The following is an 18,957-nucleotide window of genomic DNA, read 5'->3' on the forward strand; positions in this document are numbered from 1 at the left end:
CAAGGCGGATTTGGAGGTCGAATATCTGACTCCGAGTGCTCAGGCCTAAAAGGGACCATTAGCTCCCCAGCTACCGTGCGATTGGTATAAGGAAGATGGAGATAGTGTTTCAGAGCTGTCCAGAACATTCATTAGGAAACGTGACTGCTCAACGAACGAGAAACAGCCAATGCCCCGTAGAGTTTTCATCTCTACTGCTTACGAAGACGTCAACCAAGCTCGCGGATTCAAGCTTCTTCAATGGAACCCGAATGTTGATTTCGAGTTCGTAACCCGTGACCTGCTCAGTCCAGTAGACAGCCGGGACCCGCAGTACATCAAATCAAGTATCAGGGAACGATTGAATGGTACTTCGGTAACATCCGTTCTAATCGGGCAGACAACTCATCAAAGTACCTGGGTTCCTTGGGAAATCGAGGAGAGCGTTGTGAGGGGTAACGGAATAATAGGAATCCGACTCAAGGGTCAAGACGATGCGCCTATTCCGCAAGCATTGAAAGATGCCGGTGCAAAAGTAATCAACTGGGACCCTGATACATTCTCCGATGAGATAGAGAAGGCGGCTTTAATCGCAGGGAGGCCTGAACTTGGTCCAGCCCCCGCACGTTCGGTGAGCGCAAGTGGATGTAGGTAGTATTCAGAAAAGCCTCCTTGCCTTCCAGTAGGTATGCTCTCCGCTAATTCTACCTTCGACGTTGGAAACCAGCTTCTCAAGATTCTCCTGTGAGTCGGCTTCTCGTGCTACTGACTCGTAACCCGCGAGGTCGTGGGCTATCAAACCGTATGACTGCGAGAGTTCTCGGTAACTTTTCGCGTTCATCCAGGATATCCCGCTGGTTGCCAGAGTTGCGACAATACCTGCAGGGCTGAATGGAAACCCAGGAAACAACGTGAACAATAGCGCCATCACTCCGGACCCGCCCTGTAACACGAAAGTTGCCGCGAACCATTTGCTATAGGATTTGGAGTTTGAGACCGCCTTCTTCGAATACCAATCTTTCTGGTCCTGAATGCGGCCCATAACATAGAGGTCACGTCGCTCTCCAACAGACTTGTTGCGCTGGTCCAGCATGAATTGAGATATTTCAGTCCCTTGCACGGGCGTAGACCCAGCCACAAGCCTTGCATTCTGTTGCTCTTTGAGCATCTGCTGAACGTCCGCAACGAAATGCTCGATTACGGTGGACGTATCTGCAGAATCCTGATAGGGAGACACCTTCATCATGAATCTCCACATCTGGACCTTCACTGACTCCGCAACCGCTCTACTCACGAACCATCTTCTATCGTACCTCTGAATCTGGGCGAATAATTGAACGAAGGTCAGCACAATCAGAAAGGAAGCTGCAACAATGGAGACCGTTCTGAAGGCTGGAAACAACTGCCAATTGACTGCGCTTATCATAACGATAGAAAACAGAATAGCAACCTGAAGCTTGAGAAGACGAAAATGAGTACGTTGACTATTGGCTGATGCTTCCGACATCGCCCGATAGGTAGCCGGGTAGTTGGAACGCTCCATTTGTGTGAACTCGAAGGTCAGAGCTTACGTCTTGCCTCAACAGCCTTGATGCGGTTTAGATAGACTTCTTCCAGGTCTTGGTCGAACATGTTCGCAAACTTGAGAGCAAAGATTAGAATGTCAGGAATTCTGTCGGAAACAAGTTTGTCAATATCATATGTCTCTCCATGATGCATCTTCTCGCAGTAAGTACTGAACAAGCCGGCTATCTTGTTGAGATGAAACGCACAGTGCTCAATCTGCTTCGATTTCTCCCAGTTCATAACGTCCTTGTGGAATTTTCTATCGTGTTCCTGTTGAACTTGTTGAAGTTCACGCAGTTCCATATAGACGCAGTGACTGAAACGTAACCAAATAACCCTTCTGAGAACCATTCGTCTTGGCTCTCGTTCTTGACCCTAAGTTCGGTCAAGCCAATCGAATTTTCGGCCATTGCGATTCCAACGTCTCCCAGAACCTACGGAACTCTTCAACCTCTCTACGCGAGACGCTTGTCCCTTTCTCCCTGGTCTTTGCCCAGAATCTCGCTGACAATACCAATAAAACTCCGAGCTTGTCCATTTCTTCCAGTGAAAGCCAAAACTCGGGGTACGGGCGCACTTTTTTCCCTCTACGAAAGTAAGCCGACCTAAGATATCCCATAACGTTAGATGCTTCTGGATGGTCGAAGTCAACTCCTGCAATCAGCCTGGCTCTTCCCTTTCGATAGGGTCTCGAAACCCTGTATATCCAGACTCTTCTTGGTGCTCGTGTGAGTTTCATTTGGGCCAAGCTAATCCAGCACTGCTATTTGGGGAGAAGCTACGAATCGGCCTTACAGAGCCAAAGCTAGAAGTCCTTATCTTAACGACACTCGACCTTCGAAGTTGCTGTCAAATCTGGGAGATGGCGTAGATAATCGAGCTTGAGGAAGTCAAACCCGGCACGGTGATAAGTGGGCCAAAATGGCCTGAGCCTGTTGAAGTGAAGAAGATAGACAACGACGGCACTTACATTCACATCGTAGGCGCAACTACGACTACTGGCCAGCATATTGACCAGCTTATTCCAGTTAGCGAGCTCTCCGACATCCAAATCAGGACCATACGAACCGACTTCAGGAGCGAACCCTGGAAAGTCTTTCTGGCGCTTGAGACTAAGCGATACAGATTCGCTTCACTCTATGACCCTCTGTTGGCGATGAACGCGTCCAAGGTGGACCCACTACCGCATCAGATAGAAGCGGTCTATGGCTATGTGTTGAAGCTGCCTAGGATTCGCTTCCTAATTGCAGACGACCCTGGTGCTGGCAAGACAATCATGGCGGGCTTAATTATCAAGGAGCTGAAACTCCGGAAACTTGCAAAGAGAATCCTGATTGTTGTTCCGGGTCATCTGAAGGACCAGTGGAGGAGAGAACTAAAGGACAGATTCGAAGAGACCTTTGTTGTCATCGATAGAGGGCTGTTGGGAGCCCATTATGCCGAAAACGTGTGGGAAAGAGAGAACCAGATAATCACTTCAATGGATTTCGCCAAGAGAGACGAAATTCTGCCTTCGCTGTCTTCAGCACAGTTCGACCTCGTCGTCGTCGATGAAGCTCACAAGATGAGTGCCTATAGGTACGGGGACAAGACCGTGAAAACGAACAGGTACCGACTGGGCGAGGCACTTTCCAAGTTGTCCACCCCCCATCTCTTGTTTCTGACGGCTACTCCACACAGAGGCGACCCTGAAAACTTCCGATTGTTCATGGACTTGCTAGAGCCAGGCTTCTTTGCGACAACGGAGATGCTCCAAGAGTCGATTGAGAACGAAGACAATCCGCTGTTTATTCGGAGAATGAAGGAAGACCTCAAGGACTTTGAGGGCAAACCGCTCTTTCTTCCTCGATATGTGAAAACTGTACCCTTCAGACTTTCCGATGACGAAAAGACACTATACAATGAGTTGTCTCGGTATGTCAAGGAGCAATACAACAAAGCACTGAGGAGCGACAAGAGGAGGAATGTTGCTTTTGCACTTGTGATTCTTCAGAGACGTTTGGCCTCAAGCACATTCGCGATTCTGAAATCGCTGGAGCGGAGAAAGAAACGGTTGGAAGACCTACTCAAAGGTGCCGAGAAATCACAGCCCAAAGAGAACGTGTTCGACTTTGAAGAGGTGGAAGACCTTAGCGAGGAAGAGAGATGGCAGGAGGAGGAGCTCTGGGAAACGCTTAGTGTTGCAGAAAATAGGCAAGAACTCGAAGCAGAAATTAGAACCATCAGCGGCCTCATCGAGAAGGCTCGGTCAATCATTCAAAAGGAGTCAGAGGTCAAGGTAAATCAACTTAAACGGACGATGGAGGAGCTCAAACAGAAGTTTCCGAAGAAGAAAATTCTCATCTTTACAGAAGCAAAGGACACTCTGGAATATCTTGAGAAGAAGATACGGGCCTGGGGCTATTCTATCAACACTATACACGGGAGCATGAAACTGGAGGACAGGGTCGAAGCAGAGAAGATATTCAAGAACGAGACTCAGATAATGGTGGCAACGGAAGCTGCAGGCGAAGGAATCAATCTCCAATTCTGTCACCTGATGATAAATTACGACATTCCATGGAACCCCAATCGTCTAGAGCAAAGAATGGGCAGAATCCATCGATACGGACAGACCAAAGAGGTCTACGTCTTCAACCTTGTAGCAGAAGACACCCGAGAGGGTAAGGTGCTCGTCAGGCTGTTCGAGAAATTGAATGAAATCAGAAACGCGCTCAAGAGCGACAAAGTCTTCGATGTTATCAGCGAGGTTCTTTACGGCAAGAACTTGTCCCAACTAATGGTAGAAGCTGCCGCAAGCGCGAGAGACATCAACGAAATTCTGAAGGAAATTGACATAACAATAGACGAAGAATACATCTCCAGGGTCAAGGAGAATCTTGGAGAAAGCCTTGCAACGAGATACATTGACTACACGCGTCTAAAAGAAATGGCAGAGAAGGCCAGGGAAAACAGACTCATTCCAGAGTACACAGAATCGTTCTTCAAAAAAGCGTTTCTCAGGGCCGGCGGAAAGCTAAGGGAGCGCAAAGACGAGTATCTTGCAATAGAGTCATCACCGTATGAAATTAGGACAATCGCAGGCGAGGACAACTTCAAGAAACGATATGGGCCGCTGCTCAAAGCCTATCCTAAGATAACCTTCGACAAAGACATCGGATTCAGAAACCCGGACGTAGAGTTCGTTTCCTTCGGCCACCCACTGTTCGAGGCGGTTCTAGAGTGGGTTGACAGGGAGCTTTCTACCGAACTGAAGAAGGGTGCGGTCTTTACCGACCCTGAAGGGAACCTCGATGGTTACGTTCTGTTCTATGAAGGCGAGGTAAAAGATGGAACAGGTTCAATTGCGGGAAAGTCGCTCTTCGCCTACTACTTCGATTCGAGAACCGCAGAAATCAGAACGATATCTCCGACAATTATGTGGGACCTATCTGAGGGAAAAGACGGAGGGGTGCAAGGCGATGTCGATGACCTCAAGAAAAGAGTTCTCCAACAAGTCATTTCTGGTCTGAAGACCTACATGAGCAAATTGCAGACCGACCGAAACCGCCAGGCTCAAATCAAAGAGAAATATGGCGTCAAGTCTCTCGACCAGCTCGTTATCGGGCTCGACGGTGACCTAATTGGCCTTTACAACAGAAAGGACACAGGGGCCAACGTAGACCTGGCCATCAGGAACAAGGAAGAGCAGAAGAGAAAATACGAGAAGGGTAGAGAGGAGCTACAGGACATAATCAGTAAAGAAAGAAACCTCACCATGAGCATGCCCGTGTTTCTAGGAACTGTGAGAGTTAAGCCAGCGCTCCAGGTTGGTGAGGCCATGCAGCGGGACGAAGAGATAGAACGGTTAGGAATGGAGATTGCAATGAGGTACGAGAGAGAAGCTCATCGAGAGCCTGAGGACGTGTCGAAGGAAAACCTCGGATTCGACATCCGCTCAAAAGAACCAGAAGGAAAGACCCGCTACGTTGAGGTCAAGGCCAGAGCCGGTATAGGACCTGTCGCTCTGACGCAAAACGAGTGGTTCAAGGCACAACGCTTAGGCAACGACTATTATCTTTACGCTGTCTGGAATGCAGCCAAGGACCCTAACGCCAAGCCCAGAGTCGTACAAGACCCGGCCCGAAATCTCAAGGTGGAAGAGAAGATAGAAGTGGTGCGCTACATTATCCCAGCTTCAGAAATCGAACAGAAATCACGATAGAGCTCAAGACCGACGGTTTATCGAGGAAACGTTCCCGATAAAAGAAATTGGTGACGAGTCGGCCAGGGAAAAGAGTATTCGACACGGCCACATATCGACCCTTCATACATGGTGGGCTAGGCGTCCGCTAGCGGCATCGAGAGCAACGAATTTTGCGTCGCTAATCTCTGCGTCCGGAAATCCAGAAAGAAGGCAAAAAACAAAGGACTTGATAGTCGAACTCGGCAAGTGGGAAAACTCTCTCAACCAAACTCTCCTTGCTGAGGCCAGAAAGGCAATTTCTGAGGCTAACGGTGGCATGGTTCCAAAGGTTCTGGACCCATTTGCAGGAGGAGGCTCAATTCCACTGGAAGCCCTTCGTCTGGGGTGCGAAACATACGCCAGCGACTACAACCCTGTCGCTGCGCTGATTCTAAGATGCACACTTGAGTATCCGCAGAAATTCGGACATAGAGTATCGAAGACTGCCAAGGGTCTGATATCCGAACAGAAGGCGAACAGTCTTCTGAGCGACGTCAACAAATGGGGAAGTTGGATTCTAGAAGATACTAGGAAAGAACTCGAAAGATTCTATCCTAGGGAGAGAGATGGTTCAATCCCCGTCGGTTACGTCTGGGTCAGAACTATTCCTTGTCAGAACCCTTCATGTCACGCCCAGATTCCCCTGTTGCGGCAGTTCTGGCTAGCGAATAATTCGAGAAGGAAAATTTCTCTCTATCCTCACGTTTCTGGGAAGTTGGTCGAGTTTCGAATTATCGGAACTGGTTACTCCAATAAACCTGCGAATTTTGACCCTGAACATGGGACTGTTTCCAAGGCGGTCGTTACATGTCTGATTTGCAACTCCCGCATTGATGGTGACACTACCAGAAAGCTCTTCGAGAAACGCGAATCCGATGAGAGGATGGTTGCCGTAATACTCGCCAGCGAGGGTGCAGGAAGGAAGTTCCGAATAGCAAGCGATGAAGACAACCGGGTCTTTGAGAAAGCACACGGCTTTCTGAGTGAAAAATGCAAGCTGCTTGAAAAGGAGTGGGGAGTAGACCCGATTCCAGACGAGGCAACTCCCGAAGGGAAAGGAAGAGGTGCAGAGCGAGCATTCTCGATAAGAAACTACAACATGAACACTTGGGGCGACTTGTTCAATTATAGGCAGAAACTTGCACTGATATGCTTCGCAGAACGGGTCCGCCGCGCGCACTCGCATATGCTGGAACAAAGATACGACGCTGAATACGCCCTCGCAATAGCGACCTATCTAGCAGTCATTTTGGACAGGCTTGCTGACAAGAACTCAACCCTCGTTCTTTACAACTCAATTCGTGAAACTGTCGAACACGTGTTCGGGCGACAGACCCTCGGGATGATTTGGGATTATGTCGAAGTGAATCCGTTTACAGACGTTGGGTGGCTGAATATGCAGAAGTGGGTTGGAGAGGTAATCGACCATTGTTCGAACATTTTTCCACCCGAACTACAGCCTATTGTTCCACGGGTCAACCAAGCGTCCGCAACTTCCTTGTCATTCCCAGACGAATTCTTTGACGCAGTGTTCACGGACCCTCCCTATTATGACAATGTGCCGTACTCCTACCTTTCGGATTTCTTCTATGTCTGGCTGAAGCGAACCATAGGGCACCTCTATCCAGATTATTTCGCGACTCCCTTGGCACCTAAGAGACAAGAGATTGTTGTCTACTCAAACATCGAGGGAGGTTTCGAAGAGGGGAAGAAGTTCTTCGACCAGATGCTGGGAATATCATTCGCGGAGATAAACCGAGTTCTGAAACCGAAAGGTATCTCGGTTATCGTCTATGCTCACAAGTCCACTGCAGGGTGGGAGACCCTCGTCAATTCCCTCCTACGTTCTGGACTCGTCGTCACAGGAGCTTGGCCCATACATACTGAGCGACCGGGAAGATTGCGTTCTATGAAGAGCGCAGCTTTGGCATCATCTATCTACATGGTCGCTCGAAAACTGAGTAAGGAGCAAGTCGGATTTTACAAAGAAGTGAAGGATGCCCTACAGCGGCATCTTAACGAGAAACTTGACAGGCTTTGGAATGAAGGCATCTCGGGAGCAGACTTCTTTATCGCAGCCATAGGCTCAGCCATCGAGGTATTCGGTAAGTACGAAAGGATTATCGACGATGCCGGCAACGCCATCGAAGTGACTAGGCTTCTTGAAGATGTTCGCAGGATAGTAACTGACTATGCTGTAAAACAGGTTCTTCATGACGGAATCGTTGGAGAAATAAGCCCTCTCACGAGATTCTACGTTCTGTGGAGATGGGCATACGGAGAAGCCTCAATGGAGTACGATGACGCTGGGAAGTTGGCCCAAGGCATTGGAATAGACCTTGCAAGGGAATGGAACAAAGGCTTCATTCTGAAGGACAAAGAGTTCGTTTGTGTCTTAGGTCCGGAAGATAGAGAGACGGAAGAGCTCGGGCAATCCAAGGAACTAATTGACGTTTTGCACAGGGTTCTCATCCTCTGGAAAAATGGGAAAAACGAGGATGTCCTCAGTGTGCTGAAAGAGGCAGGGTTTGGTAGGGGAGACCATTTCTACAAAGTCGCAGACGCAATCTTGCACTCGCTCCCGGATAGCAGCAAAGAGAAGAAACTGTTGGAAGGATTTCTACAAGGCAGAAACAGAATTTCAGAAGACCTTAGAAGGCAAGCCGAACAGACGAAGCTGTTTGAATGAAGCCATTTCACACCATTGCAGTACCTCACCGAGACATTCTCGATGGCAAACTCACTATGGAGGTTTTCGCCGCAGACCTCTGGGAGACATACCAGGGTAGGGCACCAGAAGAATATCGTGACTCGACGACTTTCTTCAAAAAGACATACCTTACCCAGGGTTTGAAGAATCTGCTCGATGTGGTTGGAAAGCGACTACAAGGAGAGCGTGGAGACCCTGTCATTCAAATTCAGACACCGTTCGGAGGCGGCAAGACTCACGCGCTAATTGCAATGTTCCACCGAGCCAAGGAATGGAAGGCCAAGCCCGTCGTAATCGTCGGGACCGCCCTCAGTCCTCAAGAGACGATTTGGGGAACTATCGAGAAGCAACTTACCGGTAGTGTCAGAAAACTGTCGGGGAATGTGTCTCCAGGGCGCGAGGCTTTGAGAGAGGTACTTCAGAAAAACCAACCTGTGTTGATTCTAATGGACGAGGTCCTAGAATACACCACGAAGGCTGCTGGGGTTGCTGTCAAAGACACTACGTTGGGAGCTCAAACTATTGCGTTCATGCAAGAATTAACCGAGGTCGCGGGCACTCTTGACAAGGTCTGTGTGGTCATAACGCTGCCTTCCAGTCTGCTGGAACACTATGACGAAAAGGCCGAGCGACTCTTCCAGCAACTTCAGAAGGTCGCGGGTCGAGTTGAGAAAATATACACACCGGTTCAAGAGAACGAGATAAACAAGGTTATTCGAAGAAGATTATTTTCCGAGGTTAACGAGGCAAAAGCCAGGACAACTGTCTCAGAATTTGTGGATTATGCGGAGAAAGAAAGCGTACTCCCGGCTGGCAAAGAGCCGTCCGAGTATAGGGAAAGCTTCCTTGAATCCTTCCCATTCATGCCGGAGGTAGTGGAGGTGTTGTATCATCGCTGGGGAAGCTATCCAACATTTCAGAGGACTAGGGGCGTCCTCAGACTCCTCTCGCTCGTAATCTACTCGTTGAAGATGAGTGGGAGGCCCTACATTTCATTGGCAGATTTCGACCTCAATAATGAGGAGACCAAGCGAGAACTGATAAAACACATAGGTGCAGAGTTCGACAGCGTAATCGCCAAAGACATAACGAACAAGGACTCAGGCTCCAAAGTCATCGACAGAACCATCGGAACGTCCTTCCAGGGTCTAACACTCGGAACAAGAGCAGCAACAACGACTTTCCTCTACTCATTCTCTGGGGGCCCGGAGAAAGGAGCACACATTGGCGAAATCAAACGGGAAGCGACTACCACCGAGAATCCATCCAGCGTGGTGACTGAAGCCCTTGAGCAGCTAAAGGGTAAGCTCTTCTTTCTTCAGAGCCTGAATGACAAATACTTCTTCTCCAACCAACCCAACCTGAATCGCATACTGCTCACCAAGATGGAGAACATCAAGCCTGCAGAAGCCATTGATGCAGAAAGACATCTGATTGGGGAGCAGATTGACGGAAGAAAGCTCAAGGTCTGGCCATGGCCCGACAAACCGAAGGACATTCCGGACACAGAAGAGCTGAAGTTGGTAATAGCTCGTGACAAGGACCTTGCTTTCATGCAGAGAATCCTTGAAACTAAGGGAGACTCTCCAAGAATTCACAAGAACACAGTTTTCTTTCTCTGTCCTTCTGAAGCCGAGAAAGCATCGTTCCAAGAGTTGGTTAAACGAAAAATTGCGTACGACCAAATCTCAGCAGACACGACTCTTAGACTCACTGATGACCAGAGAAAAGAGATTAGGAAAAACCTGGAAAGGCTGAACGAAAACCTGAAGGATGCTGTGGGGCGAACCTACCGTCTAGTTTACGCACCGGCTAAGGACGGAGTGAAGGAAATTGACATTGGAATCCCTACTTATGGTGAGAACAAGAAAATCGATGAGGAAGTCTACGAGCAGCTGCTGGCAGAGGGAGAGTTACTTGAGAAAATCGCCCCGGTTATCATCAAGGAAAAATACCTGAAGGAACGAGACTTCGTAAATCTGCGTCAGTTGAGGGATGCCATGTCTAAGACGCCTGGAGAAAGGCGGGTGGTCAACTCTGGGGTCCTTGAAGATAGTATTCGGCAAGGCGTGAACCAGGGACTCTTTGGATTAGGAGAAGTAAAAGAGAGTGGGAATCTGGTCTGCCAGTTCTTCAAAGAAGACCCGGTCATATCTTTTGGGGAAACCGAGTCACTAATCAGAGACATCGTTTGCACTGCGCAAAGAGATGGCGCAGGCATAGAGCCCTCAGCTCCCACGGTCGAAGGGACTATTGACACTCTTGGAGGCACTGACCAGACTGGCGTTTCTTCGCCTGCAATCGGACGTATCATGAAGGATGTTGATTTAAGATTCAGAATACCACGAGGGAAGGTTTCTCAAGTCATGGGTGTAATGAACTACCTTCAAAGCAAGTTCCAAACTCTGGACTTGGAACTCAGAGCAAAAGATGGTTCACTTTCGGAGGAGGAATATTCTAGCAAGATAAGAGAAGCACTTCGGCAGTTGGGAATTCGTTTGGAAGCTAATCAAAAGGAATAGGAAGATAGCTTTGCTTGACCATCTTGGCGCTTTGAAACAGTGGGCCTCAGGTAAATTCCGGAATCTCTGGAAGCTTTGGAGTTGTCGACAGCCATCTCATAGCGGTTGAAAAGACAAAATCCAACACTTCAATGGCATCCTCCTTTGAGGGATTCCAGTTTTCTCTTCCATGAACGTTGTAGGTGCCACCTGCTGTGATAACAATCGTCGGTGTTTTCTCTTTGAATCTCAGATATCTCCTGTAATCCGCTCCGATGGAGAATACCAAGACTTGGTCCTCAAGGTTTTCGATTCGTCTTACCAACCTGTCCAATTCATCCACGTTAAATCTTGACGGGAACTTGTCGTAGCCGCCTCCCTTCTCAAATTCAATTCTCTCCTCTAGGAGGATTAAAGTCCGAAAGGCCTTTGCTGACGCGATGCAACTTTCCTCGTATTTGCCGGATGCAAGGCTCTGCTCAGCCTCTCGGATGAAAGCCTTCATTTCCTTATGAGGAATCATATCGCTTAGGAGAATTTCGTCCAAATCCTTAGCAAAAACGTCCCCAATTACGGCTCTCACGAAGCTTTCAGCTTGAATTGTCATCTTGCTCACGTCTTCGGCCGAAGGTGTAGTTCCTTGATGCTGCACGTCGTTCCTTAGGTCGTGAAGGTTCTGCACCTCTGTTCGTAACGGTGGGCCGTCCTTCGAGATGCCCTTGTCGGGGTCTCTGTATAGAGCAACTACCTCATCGAAAAGTCGCGGAAAGTCCATCCTTTGGTCGTATTTCTGGGCGTCGAGTTGGGGAATTTTGTAGGTGTATCCTCTTTGCGGGCTTGGATAGCGAGTTGCGGGTCCTAATGCAGATACAACTATTTCAGAAGAGTTTCGACGCTGAAGTCCAACTGAAGGATGGCTAGTATTCGGCTGATGTCAGTGACATCCCTCGATAATGAGACCGCGTTGTAGAAGACTTGTTTCGTCAAAACAAGCCTACGGCCTATTGCCTCATCCACAGGTCCTGGAACCTTTGTCATGCTCAATACTGGTTCACTCAATCGAGGCGCGACCAGGATAAATCCTCAACAGGTAATCCTTTTTCTAGGGACTGTTGCTTCTCTGGACAAGTCGCAAGGGGAAAATCTGAATAGGGACACGAAGGCACGCACTCTATCATGCCTCGTCTCGAAAGTAAACTGGATTCTTTAGCCGAGGGCGAAAAAAGAGAACTAATCCGAAGACTGCACACGAGGCAAGGCCAAAAATGCTACATCTGCGGTAGAGAAATCAACCTGACGATAGACAAGGTCGATATCGACCACATCAAGAAGCTCGGAGTGGGTCCCGACGAGGAACAAAACTGGGGCCTAACTCATGAATCTTGCAACAGGTCGAAGGGAGCCCGGGACCTCCAGTTAATGCAATACATCTACGATTTCAGGTTGCTAAAAGACGCCTACGTTAACGTTAACAAGGATTTCACCGTCGGCGATGCTTTGGAAAAGCTGCAACCCCAGAGACAAGAGGTTGTGGCAAGGATAGATGATAGTGCCATCAAACTATCCTATCGAGGCAAGGACGGCATCTCAGTAACCGAGAGCTTCAAGCTTTACACCGAAAACGGCGACCATGGGTTCACTTTTTTCACCGGCTTGATACCTTTTCAACTTCTGTATCATGATTCCTCCATCAATCCCAGGTCTCTGGTAGACTTGGAGCCAATGATTGAGGAGTTCTACGATGGATACCCTCAGTTACAGCCAAGTTTAGGTCATATGGAATTTAACTTCCCGGAAGGGAGAGGACGTGTTCTGCTATTCGACGGGCAACACAAAGCAGCGGCCCAACTATTCAACCGGAAGGAACGCCTCTTTGTCCGCGTTTTTGTTAACGCCGCACTTGACAAGCTGAAAGCGGCGAATTTCAGGGCGCACACAATTGTGGCACAGATTCATTTTCCAGACATGATAAGAGATAAGGTTGGTCATGATATCTTCAAACTTGGCTTCGACGCCTTCAAGTCATCTGCCACCCCAACGGACAGCGAAGAAAGATTCCTGTTCAGAACAGAAACGGGAGAAGATTACAGGGACTACCTCAAGAATTTCGTTAAGTACGCGGCCCTCTTCAGCGGAGGGCAGAGACACAAGATTCTAAATTACGTCGAGACAATCAGCGCCCGGTCGCGCAAGTTCCCGATTTCGTACGATACCCTTGAGAAAACGTTCCTTCGATTTCTCTACCTTCAATCAGCGGAAGAGCCCCTCAGCGTAAGCTCCGATTACCGGGAGCTCGAACGAAGAAATCTTTCGACTCTTATGGACATATTCGTTGAGGAGATTCTTGAAAACCGATACAAGTTTGAGAAAGGCGTCTATCGAATCGAAGAGCAACTGTCAAGCGACCCGAACCTTATTGAAAATAACCATTTAGCCGCATATCGGATATGCCGCCAGGCTGCGATGATAGTGTGGCTAACTCAGTTCAAGATGGCGGTCATACGACTGCTCAAGACGCGTAACAGGTACCTTACTAGGGAATGGGGTGACGAGAGACCTCTCTGGGCAGAGTTCAAGGAAGAGGATTGGAAGGCAGTTCGCAGAATGTTTGGGGTGGTCCGCGACCACCAAATTTGGATTGAGAAACACGACAAGAACATCATTCAAGCGATTGAGTCTACGAAGCAGAAGGATTGGAAGCAGATTCTTCTTGAGGGTCGTTTGCCCGACAGACCGGAGAAGTTGTTTCCACCTTTAGATGATAACACGATTTTCAATACAATATTCGAGTCGAGGTTCCGCTAAACAAGAGTTCCAGGTTAGATGGCAGCAAAGTGTAGGTTCTGTGGTCAGCGCGCCGCCATAGAGATACGAACGAGTGGTCCGCACAAAGGGGAATACTGCTCCAGCTGCGGACACTGGCTGAGATGGATTCCTAAGAAAGTAGCGAAGAAACGAGTGGGTAGCTAATTCAAACGACCGGAAGCCTTAGAAAAAAAGGTAGAGGATAAAACGACCCACAATTGAGCATAGTTCAGAAGACTTGTCAAGTCGCTTCTTGCGATAGAAAAGCAACACCACATCATATGCTTTACACTGATTATTTGAAAGCAGGTGAGAAGGACACCGTTCTATATCTCTGCGAGTGGCATCACAAACTGATTACCAAGACATCCTTCTTGAAAACAATGGAAATGATGTTTGAAGACACTTGGCATAACTATCGAAGATACTTGGACGAGAGAAGCAGAGAAAGGGAGAAGAGATGATTTAACTCTCGGCGCTCAAGCCTCGACTGCTCTCTGCTTGAACTGTTCAATATTACCATTTGCGATTCCGACTCTCAAACACAACCGACAAACGAGTATCGGCAATTCGTCTTCGGTCCACGAGTCAACCTGAACTAAGTAACCGACAGCCTTGCAGTAGAAACAGTGCGGTGGAATCTGGGGCATTACGTTTCACCGTGACTCAGTTTCTTGTGCAGTTTCAGGCTGTAAGCCAACTTCTTCTCTGAGAGAGCGGTTAGCTCCTTTCCGCACTGAGGACACTTTGTGGAGAACTGTGTTACCGTGATTTCCTTCTGTCCGACTTTCAAAGGATTCGCCAAATCGACTGTCGATTATCGAAGATAAAAGGTTCATGTTCCATCGAGCCTCAAGCCTTCAACGTTGTAAGTCAGAAGGTTTGACCAGTTCTGTTTCGACACGTCCCAGATTTTGTCTCGACCATAATTGCTCTGAAGATGTTTCAACGAGTTGTATCCCCACTCTGCAAACTCAGGCATTGAATAGAGTCTCGCGTAACAGAAGATTTCGTCACCGTTCGATTCACTAATAAAATACAAGTCACCGTTGAAGGTTTCTAGGACACGGATAATCTCTGTCTCTTTGATGAAAAGCTTCATGTCTCAATTCACTTCCTCCACTTGTCCAACTCAGAGAAGTCGGGTAGTGACTCCGAATGACTGAGAAAGAATCCGTGTGACGCAAAGAAGCGAGCAATCCTTTCTCGAAGAAGGAACAAAACAACGTCTACACTCAGAACCGCAATAAGAATCTGCCAGAATAGACCAATCATTTCTTGAACATCTTCTTGACTACTGAAGCGACCGCTCCAATTCCAACGATTACAAACGTCAAGACGTAGCGAATGTCGAATCCGAAAACAAACGGGAATATTGCGAACCGTTCGTCAAGTAGAAGCATGAATGCATTCAGAGCTAAGACTGAACTCGCTCCAATTGCAACAAGCTTCTCGGTTGACGACATTCTACATGTCCGCTTCTTGTTCGAGCCACTTCAGTCCGTCATCGAACGCTCTGAAGCTTGCAACGATTCCGCTTCCGACGAAGACAAGTCCATGCGCTACTTTGGTTAGCTTCGAAGGCTTGACCTGTCTACGAAGGTCTTTGACCTGTCTCTCAAGCTTCTGTCGTTCGAGTTCTTCCTGCAGTTCCTTCAGTTCTGCCTGAAGTTGAGCTTTAGACTTCAATCTTCCATCCTCGATAATAGAGTGTCCAGACTCGAATATAGGCATGCCGGAAACCTACGGTTGTAGGTCCAAGTTACAGCTTCGAGGGTCGACGCTCGATTATCGAGGCTTGTCCTTAATCAGCCTGTCTTCGAGTTGTGCCTGCCAGTATTCCTCTGTGATGAAGATTTTCCAACCCCTCTCTGAAGGTAGGACCGCTCGAAGGACTTGACGACTTGGAAACAGTGATGTCCTATCTCGTTGCACCGTTGTCCGGTCGCGTTCCAATGTGGGTGTTGCCCTTCGTTCTTGAAGTAGCGTAGCAACACTGCCAAGTCAGAATTTGGCTTGACGGGTATCTCCTCGGTGAACCACTTGCTCCGAACTTTGACATCTATCTTCCTGCCGTCTTCTGGGTCTTCAGCGTCGAACAGTAAGACGTGAGGTCGATTACGCTTCCACTTGTTGACTCTGCTCAAAACTAACTCTCCCAAGAATCCTTTGAATTTTCGTTCGATTTGCTGTCTCTCAGTGCTTCTTTCGACTGAAGTGTCATCAGTATCGAGTTGGTGAATTTCCTCTGCCTCTCTCCGAGCCTGCCTGACTTCCTCTTCGGTAGCACAATAGACATAGGTCGCCAACCGAAAATTACACCGATTCCGAGCACTCTGTAACTCGGTATCCTTTTCGACTTGTTGAACTACTGAGAATCAAAGTCTTACCGTGTGTGTGTTGGGGGAGTGTTCTATGTGTTGTAGTAGTGATTGTTACGAGCGCTCCTATGGAGTAGGACAAGTGCAAACGTACAACCTACCTAATCATTCCTCTACACGAACCCGATTATCGACACACACACACACGAAATTCTCAGTAATTCGTTCAATTGTGCGACCGACGTTCTGGATTTGTCGATTTTCCATTCTCGGAGTAGCCAATTAGTCAGGTAGACGTGGTAAGCTCTCCGTATGCAGTAGTACTTGCAGTGACACACGCGAAAATGATACCGCATTCTATGGTCCATGAGAGTAGGGGTCTTTTTCGAATTATTCCTTCACAATGGGTGTCTATTCGTCGATTGGTCGCCAGATTGAAGGATAAATGTCTCCGACTGCCCTACAAATTGAGAGTAGTTCACGCTCGCAAGAATCACCGTTCACGCTCGCGATTTCACTTTTTGTAGCGAGGTTTCGTGAGAGTCGGAGTCTCGAACGGAAAGAAGGTTCGACTTAGTCCTCAGGGAACGATTAGTGAACAATAGCGGATTAGAGGTCAATCTGCTATAATTCGCTCACGCTCTGATTATTGGGTTGTAGAGCAATGACAATGGAAGACACTGTGGACGAATACAATCTGAAGGCTACGAAGAACGGTTACAGAACTTACTCCGTTGAAGAGATTCAGCAACTCCTCGACTCAAGAAAGGCTATCATGTGTAATTTCTGTGGCATTCTGATTCTTAGGGGCAATTCTTCACTTCAGAACAATCTTTCACGTCACCAATTGGACAACATCAAGTGTCTCCGTTCACAATTGCAACTCTACGGAGTTGATTCGAGAGAACGGGAAGTTGTTGCGAAAATCTTGGCACAATCTCCCGAAGAAGGAGTAGTTAGCTGATGCCGCTAAGAGATAATCGACCGAACTGGTCAGAGCGACCGTTGTCGGGTTACAAGAAGTTCTACCAACCATTGACGTTTGAAGAGGTCAAACGTTTGCTCGGAATAATTATTGGTTCGAGATTGCTAACTGCAATTACTTACGTTGACAGTCGTGGACAAATTCACGTCTTGAAACGTGCGTCACTTAACGGCATTCTAACTTCACCGATTCACAACTTCAAATCGTCAATGCTGAAGGCAGTCGAAGATGCAATCAATTCTTCTAACTGTGCTCGTGTAGAAGACTTGACGTTTGCGGGAGCGATTGGAGCAGTTCAAAAGGAAACGAAGACCGCTACGACTCCGTTCTTCTGGGAAGCGAATCGACGTGTTGCTTTGATTGACGAATACCAACCCGACGAACACGGACAACTATCTCAAGGCTTTCTCAAAGTGATGGAGTGGGAGCCTTTCTCTCGACAAACCGCTTACGAAGTTCTACAGAAGAAGAATTCACATGGTCAACTTGGGACTTACTTCCGTGTCAAGAAGGGAAAGATTGAGATTCTGTCGAAGAGCGTCTTCATTATCGCAACAATGGACTCTCCGCAATTTATTACTCGCTCGAAGCGTGGTCAAGCACTCGGTGACCGTTGTCTAATCATGCGTTACGAGGTCACTAACGAAGAATCTGATTCGATTCTTGGATTCGCTGAGAAAGAATCCGACGTTACTATTCCAATTGTGACTCCGAAGGAGTCTGAAGTGCACATTTCGAAGGAAGAGAGTCAGCGAATCTTTGACATCTACAAGACTCTCTACGGAGAGATTCAGAATCCGAGAATGTTCGAGGACATGGTTCGTGCTTACGCTGTTCTCGGTTATCTCGACACGAATGTATGTGGCTTGATTGCTAAGGCGAAGAAACCACTTTGGAGAAGACCGAAAGAGAACGAGAGCGTAGAAAAGAAGTCTACCGTTCTCGAATCAGCCGACGAAGTTGAAGAGGATTCTACTTCTGACTTGCAGATTGTTGAGATGAAAGGCAGAGATGATGCGGGAGTGGGAGTAGGGCAATGACATTTGGAGATACTATTGGACTTCCCAACGAAACTCCCGAGGAAAAAGCACTGAGGAAGAAGTATCATTTCAAGAAAGGGCGTTACGTTTCTTTCAAGTGTCCAATTTGCAAGCGTTACAACTTTACGAAGAATTGTGCTCGAATCACGGAGATTCCATTGGGTTTCAAGTGTCCACGCTGTGATTCTGACTTCTATCTGCAATTTGTCGGCGAAGACATTGTTCTTGGTTACGTCAGTTCGGTAATGACTAAGACCAAGATTGTCTCAGAGAAGCACGAAGATATTCTGACTCTTGAGGAAAGAATCAGAGAAGCGGAGAAGGGGTTCGAGGAATGACGGGTGTTGTAGGTGGCTCAAAGTTTTCGAGAATCTATCATACACGGGAATCGAGACAGCGAGAACTTGACGGTTGGTCACTTGAAGAAGCGCACGAGTATTTCAGACCATCCGCGGGTCCATACGAGGATTCTTCTGTTGACTCCGTTTTCGATAAGATTCACGATTGGGGTCGTGAGCACGGTGGTTGGACAAGTCATAAAGCGTTGAAAGAGCTTCGGGAGCATACTGTATACACTCTGTCTGACGAGCAGAGGGATGAAATCGTCAGAGATGTCAACCTGACGCTTGAGCGAGAACTTGCCGTTAAGAAAACAACTCTCAAGAAGACGGGACAAGTTGTGTATCGTGACTCTCGCTCGGGTAGGTTTAGACGACTTTTTCCTATGACTCGGAAAGAGCAAGACACTATTGATAGGTTGGAGAGAGAATCGGAATCGGCTCGTGTAGCCCAAAGTTCAACACGAGGTTCTCCGAAAAAGTAGAT

The 18,957-nt window shown here is 47.9% G+C and carries 20 protein-coding genes; 10 read left to right on the top strand and 10 right to left on the bottom strand.

Features of this window, described 5'->3' with window-relative positions:
• The first annotated feature begins 169 nt into the window (after positions 1 to 169).
• Complete coding sequence (locus VGS11_11780) at positions 170 to 634, top strand: TIR domain-containing protein (protein HEV2120764.1); 465 nt, start codon at positions 170 to 172, stop codon at positions 632 to 634.
• A gap of 3 nt (positions 635 to 637) precedes the next feature.
• On the opposite strand, the gene VGS11_11785 is transcribed toward VGS11_11780, so the two are convergent.
• The 3 genes from VGS11_11785 to VGS11_11795 all read right to left on the bottom strand — a co-directional run bounded on the left by VGS11_11785 (position 638) and on the right by VGS11_11795 (position 2,293).
• Positions 638 to 1,522: a DUF4231 domain-containing protein gene (locus tag VGS11_11785; protein ID HEV2120765.1), complete on the bottom strand. Its 885-nt coding sequence runs from the start codon at positions 1,520 to 1,522 to the stop codon at positions 638 to 640.
• A gap of 17 nt (positions 1,523 to 1,539) precedes the next feature.
• A complete protein-coding gene (locus VGS11_11790; GenBank protein ID HEV2120766.1) occupies positions 1,540 to 1,848 on the bottom strand; it encodes a hypothetical protein in 309 nt (102 codons plus the stop codon).
• 82 nt (positions 1,849 to 1,930) lie between these two features.
• Positions 1,931 to 2,293, bottom strand: coding sequence for a hypothetical protein (locus VGS11_11795; GenBank protein ID HEV2120767.1), 363 nt, complete (start codon positions 2,291 to 2,293; stop codon positions 1,931 to 1,933).
• A 156-nt stretch (positions 2,294 to 2,449) separates the two neighbouring features.
• Between VGS11_11795 and VGS11_11800 the strand changes: the two genes are divergently transcribed.
• Genes VGS11_11800 through VGS11_11810 form a run of 3 tightly spaced genes read left to right on the top strand, consistent with a single transcriptional unit; the run spans position 2,450 to position 11,002 of the window.
• Positions 2,450 to 5,749: a helicase-related protein gene (locus VGS11_11800; GenBank protein ID HEV2120768.1), complete on the top strand. Its 3,300-nt coding sequence runs from the start codon at positions 2,450 to 2,452 to the stop codon at positions 5,747 to 5,749.
• Positions 5,750 to 5,786: 37 nt separating this feature from the next.
• Entirely contained in the window at positions 5,787 to 8,459 is a 2,673-nt protein-coding gene (locus tag VGS11_11805; protein HEV2120769.1) for a DUF1156 domain-containing protein, read from the top strand.
• Positions 8,456 to 11,002 carry a DUF499 domain-containing protein gene (locus tag VGS11_11810; GenBank protein HEV2120770.1) on the top strand — a complete coding sequence of 849 codons (2,547 nt, stop codon included), beginning with the start codon at positions 8,456 to 8,458 and terminating at the stop codon, positions 11,000 to 11,002. Before VGS11_11805 ends, VGS11_11810 begins: the two co-directional genes overlap by 4 nt.
• 46 nt (positions 11,003 to 11,048) lie before the next feature.
• On the opposite strand, the gene VGS11_11815 is transcribed toward VGS11_11810, so the two are convergent.
• Both VGS11_11815 and VGS11_11820 read right to left on the bottom strand, forming a co-directional pair.
• Positions 11,049 to 11,756: a hypothetical protein gene (locus VGS11_11815; protein ID HEV2120771.1), complete on the bottom strand. Its 708-nt coding sequence runs from the start codon at positions 11,754 to 11,756 to the stop codon at positions 11,049 to 11,051.
• Positions 11,757 to 11,854: 98 nt separating this feature from the next.
• Positions 11,855 to 12,040 (bottom strand): hypothetical protein, encoded by a 186-nt coding sequence (locus tag VGS11_11820; protein HEV2120772.1) that lies wholly within the window; start codon positions 12,038 to 12,040, stop codon positions 11,855 to 11,857.
• A 117-nt stretch (positions 12,041 to 12,157) separates the two neighbouring features.
• Here VGS11_11820 and VGS11_11825 point away from each other — a divergent pair, with 117 nt between their 5' ends.
• Positions 12,158 to 13,786, top strand: coding sequence for an HNH endonuclease (locus VGS11_11825; protein ID HEV2120773.1), 1,629 nt, complete (start codon positions 12,158 to 12,160; stop codon positions 13,784 to 13,786).
• Positions 13,787 to 14,004: 218 nt separating this feature from the next.
• Positions 14,005 to 14,250, top strand: a complete 246-nt coding sequence (locus VGS11_11830; GenBank protein HEV2120774.1) for a hypothetical protein — start codon at positions 14,005 to 14,007, stop codon at positions 14,248 to 14,250.
• A gap of 185 nt (positions 14,251 to 14,435) precedes the next feature.
• Here VGS11_11830 and VGS11_11835 read toward each other — a convergent pair whose 3' ends face one another.
• The 5 genes from VGS11_11835 to VGS11_11855 all read right to left on the bottom strand — a co-directional run bounded on the left by VGS11_11835 (position 14,436) and on the right by VGS11_11855 (position 16,095).
• Positions 14,436 to 14,579, bottom strand: a complete 144-nt coding sequence (locus VGS11_11835) for a hypothetical protein (GenBank protein ID HEV2120775.1) — start codon at positions 14,577 to 14,579, stop codon at positions 14,436 to 14,438.
• 42 nt (positions 14,580 to 14,621) lie between these two features.
• The gene (locus tag VGS11_11840; protein HEV2120776.1) at positions 14,622 to 14,888 is read right to left on the bottom strand and encodes a hypothetical protein; all 267 of its coding nucleotides are present in this window, start codon (positions 14,886 to 14,888) and stop codon (positions 14,622 to 14,624) included.
• Between the two features lie 169 nt (positions 14,889 to 15,057).
• A complete protein-coding gene (locus tag VGS11_11845) occupies positions 15,058 to 15,252 on the bottom strand; it encodes a hypothetical protein (protein ID HEV2120777.1) in 195 nt (64 codons plus the stop codon).
• Between the two features lies 1 nt (position 15,253).
• Positions 15,254 to 15,475, bottom strand: a complete 222-nt coding sequence (locus VGS11_11850; GenBank protein ID HEV2120778.1) for a hypothetical protein — start codon at positions 15,473 to 15,475, stop codon at positions 15,254 to 15,256.
• 119 nt (positions 15,476 to 15,594) lie between these two features.
• Positions 15,595 to 16,095, bottom strand: coding sequence for a hypothetical protein (locus tag VGS11_11855; protein HEV2120779.1), 501 nt, complete (start codon positions 16,093 to 16,095; stop codon positions 15,595 to 15,597).
• Between the two features lie 676 nt (positions 16,096 to 16,771).
• On the opposite strand from VGS11_11855, the gene VGS11_11860 reads away from it, so the two are divergent.
• The 4 genes from VGS11_11860 to VGS11_11875 are packed head-to-tail and all read left to right on the top strand — an operon-like array spanning position 16,772 to position 18,955.
• A complete protein-coding gene (locus tag VGS11_11860; protein HEV2120780.1) occupies positions 16,772 to 17,071 on the top strand; it encodes a hypothetical protein in 300 nt (99 codons plus the stop codon).
• Positions 17,071 to 18,132, top strand: a complete 1,062-nt coding sequence (locus VGS11_11865; GenBank protein HEV2120781.1) for a hypothetical protein — start codon at positions 17,071 to 17,073, stop codon at positions 18,130 to 18,132. The genes VGS11_11860 and VGS11_11865 overlap by 1 nt, the downstream gene beginning before the upstream one ends.
• Entirely contained in the window at positions 18,129 to 18,470 is a 342-nt protein-coding gene (locus tag VGS11_11870) for a hypothetical protein (protein ID HEV2120782.1), read from the top strand. The genes VGS11_11865 and VGS11_11870 overlap by 4 nt, the downstream gene beginning before the upstream one ends.
• A complete protein-coding gene (locus VGS11_11875; GenBank protein ID HEV2120783.1) occupies positions 18,467 to 18,955 on the top strand; it encodes a hypothetical protein in 489 nt (162 codons plus the stop codon). The genes VGS11_11870 and VGS11_11875 overlap by 4 nt, the downstream gene beginning before the upstream one ends.
• Positions 18,956 to 18,957: the final 2 nt, after the last annotated feature.

Source organism: Candidatus Bathyarchaeia archaeon (assembly GCA_035935655.1).
Classification (GTDB): domain Archaea; phylum Thermoproteota; class Bathyarchaeia; order 40CM-2-53-6; family 40CM-2-53-6; genus 40CM-2-53-6.

Coding starts and splice junctions, on each gene's coding strand:
- VGS11_11875 (HEV2120783.1), top strand. CDS start 18,467: ATGACGGGTGTTGTAGGTGGCTCAAAGTTTTCGAGAATCTATCATACA.
- VGS11_11810 (HEV2120770.1), top strand. CDS start 8,456: ATGAAGCCATTTCACACCATTGCAGTACCTCACCGAGACATTCTCGAT.
- VGS11_11870 (HEV2120782.1), top strand. CDS start 18,129: ATGACATTTGGAGATACTATTGGACTTCCCAACGAAACTCCCGAGGAA.
- VGS11_11790 (HEV2120766.1), bottom strand. CDS start 1,848: ATGGAACTGCGTGAACTTCAACAAGTTCAACAGGAACACGATAGAAAA.
- VGS11_11815 (HEV2120771.1), bottom strand. CDS start 11,756: ATGGACTTTCCGCGACTTTTCGATGAGGTAGTTGCTCTATACAGAGAC.
- VGS11_11845 (HEV2120777.1), bottom strand. CDS start 15,252: ATGTCGTCAACCGAGAAGCTTGTTGCAATTGGAGCGAGTTCAGTCTTA.
- VGS11_11785 (HEV2120765.1), bottom strand. CDS start 1,522: ATGGAGCGTTCCAACTACCCGGCTACCTATCGGGCGATGTCGGAAGCA.
- VGS11_11780 (HEV2120764.1), top strand. CDS start 170: ATGCCCCGTAGAGTTTTCATCTCTACTGCTTACGAAGACGTCAACCAA.
- VGS11_11840 (HEV2120776.1), bottom strand. CDS start 14,888: ATGAAGCTTTTCATCAAAGAGACAGAGATTATCCGTGTCCTAGAAACC.
- VGS11_11825 (HEV2120773.1), top strand. CDS start 12,158: ATGCCTCGTCTCGAAAGTAAACTGGATTCTTTAGCCGAGGGCGAAAAA.
- VGS11_11865 (HEV2120781.1), top strand. CDS start 17,071: ATGCCGCTAAGAGATAATCGACCGAACTGGTCAGAGCGACCGTTGTCG.
- VGS11_11860 (HEV2120780.1), top strand. CDS start 16,772: ATGACAATGGAAGACACTGTGGACGAATACAATCTGAAGGCTACGAAG.